This is a genomic window from Adhaeribacter sp. (assembly GCF_057359045.1).
Window position 1 is genome coordinate 23,143 of the sequence record NZ_JBMQUD010000047.1, and the last position, 7,820, is coordinate 30,962.

Below are 7,820 nucleotides of genomic sequence, written 5' to 3' on the forward strand. Positions count from 1 at the left end.
TTTTACCGATACGGCTGTTTTAAGTACCCTGTGTTAAATTCTGCACCTGGGTTACAAACACGTGTGCGCTCATCCAGGCCATTACCAGTACCACCAATATGCCAAAACATGTGAGCCAGACGGGGTGTTGGTAATGCCCTACTATCTTTTTCTGATAGGCGGCTACTAACATAGTACCCAAGGTAACGGGTAAAATAAAACCGTTCAGGGCACCGGCCAAAATAAGCAGTGTTACGGGTTTGCCAATTAAAATAAATACAGCGGTAGATACTAAAATAAAACCAATAGTTATTTTGCGTTCGTGCCGGGGAATGGCTGGGTGAAAAGATTTGATAAAAGACACCGAAGTGTACGCCGAGCCAATAACCGAAGTAATAGCGGCCGCAAACATTACCACCCCAAACAGTTTATAACCCATATTGCCAGCGGCCAGGGCAAATACCGAGGCTGGTGGGTTGGCCGCATCTATGGGTAAACCCTGCGCCACAATGCCCAAAGAAGCCAAAAACAATAAAATCCGGATAACCGATGCTACCGTAATGCCCGATACCGCACTGGTTTTAACCTGGGGCAAAGCTTCTACGCCTTTTATACCGGCATCTAATAAACGGTGACCGCCGGCAAATGTAATGTAGCCGCCCACGGTACCACCCACTAAGGTAATTATGGCCATTAGGTCTAGTGTATCCGGGGCAAACGTTTTTACAAAAGCTTCTTCTACCGGCGGCCGGGCCGTAAACACCACGTACAGGATTAACAAAATCATGAGCAGCCCCAGGAACTGCGCCAAGCGATCCATGGCTTGGCCGGCCTCTTTTACCAGGAAAATGCCAATGGCCAGTCCCGCCGCCAAAGCCGCTCCCAATTCTGGAGAAATACCCGTTAAAACCTGCAAACCCAAACCAGCGCCACCCACATTCCCAATATTAAAAGCTAGTCCTCCCAGTAATATTAAAATAGAAATAAAGGTGCCCAAACCCGGTAGTACCGCATTGGCAATATCCGGAGCCCTTTTTTCGGCTACGGCAATTACCCGCCAGATATTCAGCTGCACCCCCACATCAATTAAAACCGACGTAAGGATTACAAAACCAAAACTGGCGCCCAAAGACTGGGTAAAAATCGTGGTTTGGGTTAAAAAGCCGGGCCCTACGGCCGAAGTAGCCATCAGGAAAGCTGCGCCCAGGAGCACACTCAGGTTCTTTTTCTCTTTCATGTAATATTATTCCGGAAGCCAGGCCGGATGCCAATATTTTCCTGCTGCAAGGTTTGGTTTATTTCTTGGGCAAAAGCCACCGCGTGCGCGCCATCCCCGTGAATACAAACCGTATCGGCCTGGACGGGAATTAAGCTGCCATTCTGGGCCCGAACCGTACCGGCCTTTACCATTTGCACCACCTGGTTAATGGCGTCCTGCTCGTTCGTAATCAAAGCATCTGGTTGCCGGCGGGAAGTTAAGGTGCCATCGGGTTGGTAAGTGCGGTCGGCAAAAACCTCGTTGGCGGTTAACAAGCCAATTTCTTGCCCGGCTTGGATCAGGGCACTGCCGGCCAAACCGTATAAAATGGCTTCGGGGTGTACGTGGTAAACCGCTTCGGCAATGGCTTGCGCCAACGGCTGGTTTACAGCGGCCATATTGTAAAGCGCACCGTGGGGTTTTACGTGGTGCAAGGTGCCACCGGCCGCTTTTACAAAACCCGCTAAAGCTCCCACCTGGTACACCACCATATCGTAAGCTTCTTCGGGGTTAATAACCATTTCGCGCCGGCCAAAACCAACCAAATCGGGTAAACCCGGATGGGCACCAATGGCTACCTGGTGCGCCAAAGCCAGCTGTACCGTTTTCTTCATTACCGCCGGATCGCCGGCATGAAAGCCGCAGGCAATATTTACCGAACTGACAAAAGGCAGAATGGCGGCATCGTTGCCCAGGTGGTACGCGCCAAAGCTTTCCCCTAAATCACAATTTAAATCAATAGTTTTGAGTTGGGTCATAGCAGGGAATAAATTTTAGTTGTTTGCCCAACAGCTAATACTTTTACAGGCAAGCGTTTGGGTGTTTGGGTGATAGTGGTTTGAATAGATTTAACAATTTTAAATATTTAGATTAGATTTTAACGCCTAGTGTGTATGTATACTTTTTTTGAGACAAGTTAAAGAGTAAAGTTTGGAAAAGGCGTGTTTGTGGATTAAGTTTTATTTGAAAATGGATAGGGTTATTTTTTGCAAGATTGCACCTTGCAATGTTGTAGTGCTAACGGTATGCCTTTGCAAAAGTAAGCTCCCGGCCGTGGAGCCCCGTCGGTAGGTTCAGACTGCCTAATCTTCCTTTGCTCGTACCGCGCAATACTTAAGTACCGGAATCCAAGAAGAGAATCTTCCAGAAGAGAATCTTCCAGCAGATCTTCACCCCGCCGACTGCGATAAGAGCTCTTAGCGGTTGCTATGCAGGATTCTCTTATTTCTTTTCACAGCATTGAACAGTCCCCCTTCGGAGGGGGTAGGGGGAGGATGACACGAACCAAAAACTTCATTTTCCCAATCCAGCCATTTTGCACCTTTCCGGTTCAGCCGCAACGCCTCCCTATTTTAGGGAAGGTGCCCGCAGGGTGGAAGAGTGAAACTAGCAAACGTAATGAAAAGGGTTGTAGCCCAATAACCATCAGACCGGCTCCCTTCGCCTCGAGAAGGAGGGGCCGGGGGATGAGGTAAATTTAAAAAGCTAACTTCCAGTAGTAAAGGTCTTAAAATTACCTTAACCTGATAAAAAGAACCTGGGAATCTACTGTTGTGCTATAAACAAAAACGCTTTTAAAACCGGATTTTATAACTAATGGCGCGTTTAATTTCCTGGATATTTTGCTCCTGTTTAATATACAAATATTGGGCATCTTCCAAAGAGATCTCCTGGAACCGAATTTTTTTACCTAAAGGTGCCTGGGCCAATTTAGAGAAATCGGCGGTAATAACCTGACCAATGCGGGGGTAGCCGCCGGTGGTCTGGTGGTCGGCGAGTAGGGCAATGGGTTGGCCTTCGGGGGGGACCTGGATGGTACCAAAAGTAACCGCGCTCGAAATTAATTCTTGGGGTTCCTGTAAACACAGCGGCAAACCTTGCAGGCGGTAACCCATGCGGTCGGAGTCGGTGGTAAGAATAAATTCCTGGTTAAAGAAAGCTTGCTGACAAGTTGGGGTAAATAAGTTGTATTCAGGCCCTTTTATTACCTGGAGGGTGGGGTTGGCTTCCAGGTGTGGGAAAAGCTGGGGCATGGGCGTCCAGGAGGCTTGTACCCAGTTTGAGGTTGGTTTGTTCCGGGTTAGGTTTTGCTGCAATTGTTTGCCAGCCGGGGTAGAACCCGGACAGGGCAAGTGGTCGCCGGCCTGGAGCGCCCGGCCTTTAAAGCCTCCGGTCTCGGCCCTTAAAAAAGTAGCATAACTGCCCAGTACTTTGGGCAAAGTAAAGCCGCCCGAAATGGCCAGGTACGCCCGACTACCTAAAGCGGGTGCGCCAAACTCGAGCAAACTGCCGGCGGGTACAAAAATGGGCCGCCACATTTTTACTTTATTCCCGTTCAGTGTCGGCGAAAGGTCTCCGCCCGTTATGGCGATCAGGTGGTCAGTTTCAAATTGAATTTTGGGGCCCAGGAAAGTGGTTTCAATGGCTGCCGCACTTTCGGGGTTGCCCACGAGCAAATTAGCTACGCGGTGGGCAAAAGCATCCAGGGGACCGCTTACAATAATGCCTTCTTTCTGGTAGCCGTACCGGCCAATATCCTGAATGGTGGTGAGTAAACCCGAACTAATAATTTTAATGCCCATTAGCTGCCTCTTTTTTTTTCTCGAACTGCTTTTCGGTAATGGGTACAAACCGGATCTGGTCGCCAGCCTTGAGTAGACTGGGGTTGTCGCGGTGCGGGTTAAACAGCTGCAAGGGGGTCTGGCCAATCAGTTGCCAGCCGCCTGGGCTCTGGATGGGGTACACGCCGGTTTGCTTACCACCAATACCCACCGAACCCGCCGGTACCCGGGCCCGCGGTTTTTCTTTGCGCGGCGAAGCTATTTCGGGAACCATGCCGCCCAGGTACGGGAAACCCGGCGCAAAGCCAATCATGTACACCAGGTAAGTGGTTTGGCTATGCAGCTTAATTACTTCTTTTGGTTTTAAGCCGTGCAAACTGGCTACATGGTCTAAATCAGGGCCATATTTGCCGCCGTAGCAAACCGGAATATCAATTACCTTAGAAACCGGTATTTCGGGATGGCTTTTTACGTGCAGCAGCATTTCTTCGAGCAAAGCGGCCACCGTAGCGTAAGGGTTATCGAGGCCTTGCCGGCTCACTACCCAAGGGTCGTAATAAACAGTTACGGTAGTAAATGCCGGCACGTACTCTATCAGGCCCGGAAAAGGGTGCTGGTCCAGGTGCGTGGTAAAAGCCAGGATGTGCCCGTGGGTAAGCCGGTTAATGTGGTCGCCAAATTCCAAAACAATGGCGGCATCGCCCAAGGGGTAAAAATTTACCGGCGGCATTTCTCTCAGTTCGGCTGTAGTTCCCATGCAGTAAGGCGTCTGAATTTTTCTCTACGGGATTTCTGGAAAATATTCTGTCCGGAAATTTATTTGGTTTGTCCCCTGGCTAAAGATAACTTTTTTCCTTTACGCTGGTGTAGAAATCTGACTTCTTTCGGAAGATTATGTGTTTTAGAGCAGAGGTGCAAAAGGAGGGCTTGAGCCCAAAGTTACTCCTGGTTGCTAATTCTCCTGTTTTAATCATATTGAAATATCGGTAAGGCCATTACTATTGTAAGTTTACCTAAAAATTGGTATTACCGGAGCTCCCCGCCTATTTTAGGAGGGGGTGGTATTTTTACTTCATTCCCTCATTCCCTCATCAAGGAAACGGGGAGCCGGTCTGACGGTTGATTAGTTATAAAGTTTTAATTGAGGTTGCTGTTGTTTACCCTTCCGCCCTCCGGGCACCTTCCCTAAAATAAGGAAGGAGTTGCGGTAATGCGCCTTCGACAGCTGATTTGTTGTAGTAAATGCTTGGGTGATAAAAATTCTCCTATAAAGTTCAACGCAGAAAAGCGTTCTCTAATGACAAATATCGCAGTCGGTGACGTGAAGACCTTCTGGAAGAGAATCTTTTGGAAGATTCTCTTCTTGGATTCCGGTGCTTTAGCATTCCGACGAAGGAGGAAAGGAATATTAGACCGTCTGAACTCACCGACGGGGCCCCGCGGCCGGGAGCTTACTTAGGCTAAAACCAACCATTAGCACCTGCGCCTTGAAAGATGCAATCTTTCAAAAGTTAAACAGCAGCTTAAACCTCATACCCTTACCAAAAGTAAAAATACCAAAGCAAAAGACAACCTTATCCCAAACGAAACTTTATTCTTCTTTACTAAAAAACCACTTAATTCTTAATTACCCAAAGCCCGAACCTTCGTATTTTTAAACCAACATGAAAAACACCCCGATTACTTTTTTAGGCTTAAGTTTACTAACCCTGATGGCATTAGCGGCCGTAGCCTGCAGTAAAAAAATACTTACTACCCAAAATATACCCATCGAAAAGGGTGTGAGCAAAGCTTTGGCCGATTACCGGAAAGCCGTGATTAATAATCTGGGCTATACCCTGCATTTCACCATTCCGGAAATTAAAGCCGCTCCCATCCAGGGTGAGGAAACTATTCGCTTCTACCTCAAAAACAACCAGGCACCGCTGCAAATCGATTTTAAAGAAAAAACCAGCCACCTGCAGGCAGTAAAAGTAAATGGCCAAAATATTGCCATTAACCACCAGCACGAACACTTGGTTATTCCAGCGCAAAGTTTACAACGAGGTTTCAATACCATCGACATTAAATTTACCGCCGGCGACTTGTCTTTGAACCGCAACGATGAATATTTGTATACCTTGCTGGTGCCCGACCGCGCCCGCACGGTTTTCCCGGTGTTCGACCAACCCAACCTGAAAGCCAGCTTTACCTTAACTTTAACCGTGCCCCCAAGCTGGCAAGCCCTGGCCAACGCCCCGCTCCAGGATTCAACCCTTAGCCAAAACCAGAAAACCTACCGCTTTGCACCTTCCGATACCATTAGCACCTATTTGTTTTCGTTTGCGGCGGGTAAGTTTAAGCGGGTAAGCCAAACTGTAAACGGCCGACCCATGCATTTGCTGCACCGCGAAACCGACCCCGGTAAGCTAAACCTAAGCCTCGGCCCGATATTTCAAATTCACGGCGATGCCCTAAAATTTATGGAGGCATATACCGGCGTGCCGTACCCTTTCCGGAAGTTTGATTTTGTGGCCATTCCGGATTTTCAGTACGGCGGCATGGAGCACGTGGGCGCCATTGATTACAAGGCCAGCACTTTATTTTTGGACGAAGGTGCCACCCAGGATCAGAAAATTGCTCGCTCCACTCTTATTTCGCACGAAACGGCGCACATGTGGTTTGGCGATTTGGTAACCATGCAGTGGTTTAACGATGTGTGGATGAAAGAAGTGTTTGCCAATTTTATGGCGGATAAAATTATCCAGGTAGCCGTCGCCAATAGCAATTACGACCTCAAATTCCTCATCGACCATTTGCCGGCCGCTTACGCCGTAGACCGTACCGCCGGTGCCAACCCCATCCGGCAGCAACTCGATAATTTGCAGGATGCCGGCACGATGTACGGGAATATTATTTACCACAAAGCCCCCGTCATGATGCGGCAACTGGAGCGGCTCATGGGCCCCGAGGCTTTTCGGGCGGGTTTGCAGGAATATGTAAAAACCTATGCTTTTAACAACGCCACCTGGCCCGACCTGATTAAAATACTCGATGCCCGCACCCCCGCCGACCTGCAGGCCTGGAACCAGGTGTGGGTAAATGAGCCTGGCCGGCCGGTGTTTAACTATAACCTCCAAACCCAAAACGGTAAAATTACCAGCCTGCAGATTACTCAAAAAGCCGAAGACAATTCCAGCCGCATCTGGCCCCAATTTTTCGAGATAACGTTGGTGTACCCCGACCGGCAACAGGAGCTTACCGTAAACATGACTGCCCGCGAGGTTACGGTACCGGCGGCCGTGGGGGGGGCGGTGCCCACGTTTATTTTGTTTAACAGTTCCGGCCAGGGCTACGGTGTTTTCCCCGCCGATGCGGTGGTAGCCCAGGGCCTTACCCAGTTGGCTAACCCGGTAGCGCGGGCGGCGGCGTATATTAGCCTCTACGAAAACATGCTCAATAGCCGGGCGGTAAACCCGCGCGCTTTGCTACAAATTTACCGGGCCGCCCTTACCCACGAAACCGAAGAACTAAACCTGAAACTAATTACAGGCAACTTGAGCGATATTTTCTGGAAGTTCTTAAACCCCGCCCAACGGCTAAGCCTGGCTCCCGGCCTGGAAACAGAACTGTGGCAAGCCCTGGAAAAAGCAGAGGCTCCGAACAATAAAAAATTATTATTTAAAACTTACCAAAGTATTCACCTGACGGCTGCCGCCCAAAACCAACTGTACCGCATTTGGGCGCAAGAGCAACCACCCGCCGGGGTAAAACTCACCGAAGACGATTACACCGCCCTGGCCCAGGCTTTGGCTTTACGGGATTACGCCGCCGATCCGCAAATATTGCAAAAGCAACTAACCCGCATAAAAAACCCTGACCGCCAGCAGCGCCTCCGGTTCTTACTACCGGCTTTGGCCCCCGATGCAACCGTGCGCGATGCTTTCTTCGCCGCGCTGCAGCAGGAACAAAACCGCGAAAAAGAAGCCTGGGTAGTTACGGCGCTTAGTTACCTGCACCATCCCCTGCGGGCTCCAACTTCC

5 protein-coding genes are annotated in these 7,820 nt (G+C 49.5%); 1 reads left to right on the forward strand and 4 read right to left on the reverse strand.

The genetic code is table 11. The annotated features are described in order from the left end of the window. Window positions 1-19: 19 nt before the first annotated feature. The 4 genes from ACO1R6_RS08660 to pxpB form a co-directional block, all read right to left on the reverse strand. Window positions 20-1,216 carry an NRAMP family divalent metal transporter gene (locus tag ACO1R6_RS08660; protein ID WP_486263944.1) on the reverse strand — a complete coding sequence of 399 codons (1,197 nt, stop codon included), beginning with the start codon at window positions 1,214-1,216 and terminating at the stop codon, window positions 20-22. Then, window positions 1,213-1,995 carry a 5-oxoprolinase subunit PxpA gene (pxpA, locus tag ACO1R6_RS08665; RefSeq protein WP_486263945.1) on the reverse strand — a complete coding sequence of 261 codons (783 nt, stop codon included), beginning with the start codon at window positions 1,993-1,995 and terminating at the stop codon, window positions 1,213-1,215. The genes ACO1R6_RS08660 and pxpA overlap by 4 nt, the downstream gene beginning before the upstream one ends. 816 nt (window positions 1,996-2,811) lie before the next feature. Further along, a complete protein-coding gene (locus ACO1R6_RS08670; protein WP_486263946.1) occupies window positions 2,812-3,819 on the reverse strand; it encodes a 5-oxoprolinase subunit C family protein in 1,008 nt (335 codons plus the stop codon). Further along, complete coding sequence (gene pxpB / locus ACO1R6_RS08675) at window positions 3,809-4,555, reverse strand: 5-oxoprolinase subunit PxpB (RefSeq protein WP_486263948.1); 747 nt, start codon at window positions 4,553-4,555, stop codon at window positions 3,809-3,811. Before pxpB ends, ACO1R6_RS08670 begins: the two co-directional genes overlap by 11 nt. A 907-nt stretch (window positions 4,556-5,462) precedes the next feature. Between pxpB and ACO1R6_RS08680 the strand changes: the two genes are divergently transcribed. Continuing rightward, the coding region (locus ACO1R6_RS08680; protein WP_486263949.1) for a M1 family metallopeptidase at window positions 5,463-7,820 on the forward strand (2,358 nt) is incomplete at its 3' end.

Bases quoted from the DNA above. Each gene is read 5' to 3' on its own strand.
- pxpA (WP_486263945.1), bottom strand. From the start codon at position 1,995: ATGACCCAACTCAAAACTATTGATTTAAATTGTGATTTAGGGGAAAGC.
- ACO1R6_RS08660 (WP_486263944.1), bottom strand. From the start codon at position 1,216: ATGAAAGAGAAAAAGAACCTGAGTGTGCTCCTGGGCGCAGCTTTCCTG.
- ACO1R6_RS08670 (WP_486263946.1), bottom strand. From the start codon at position 3,819: ATGGGCATTAAAATTATTAGTTCGGGTTTACTCACCACCATTCAGGAT.
- pxpB (WP_486263948.1), bottom strand. From the start codon at position 4,555: ATGGGAACTACAGCCGAACTGAGAGAAATGCCGCCGGTAAATTTTTAC.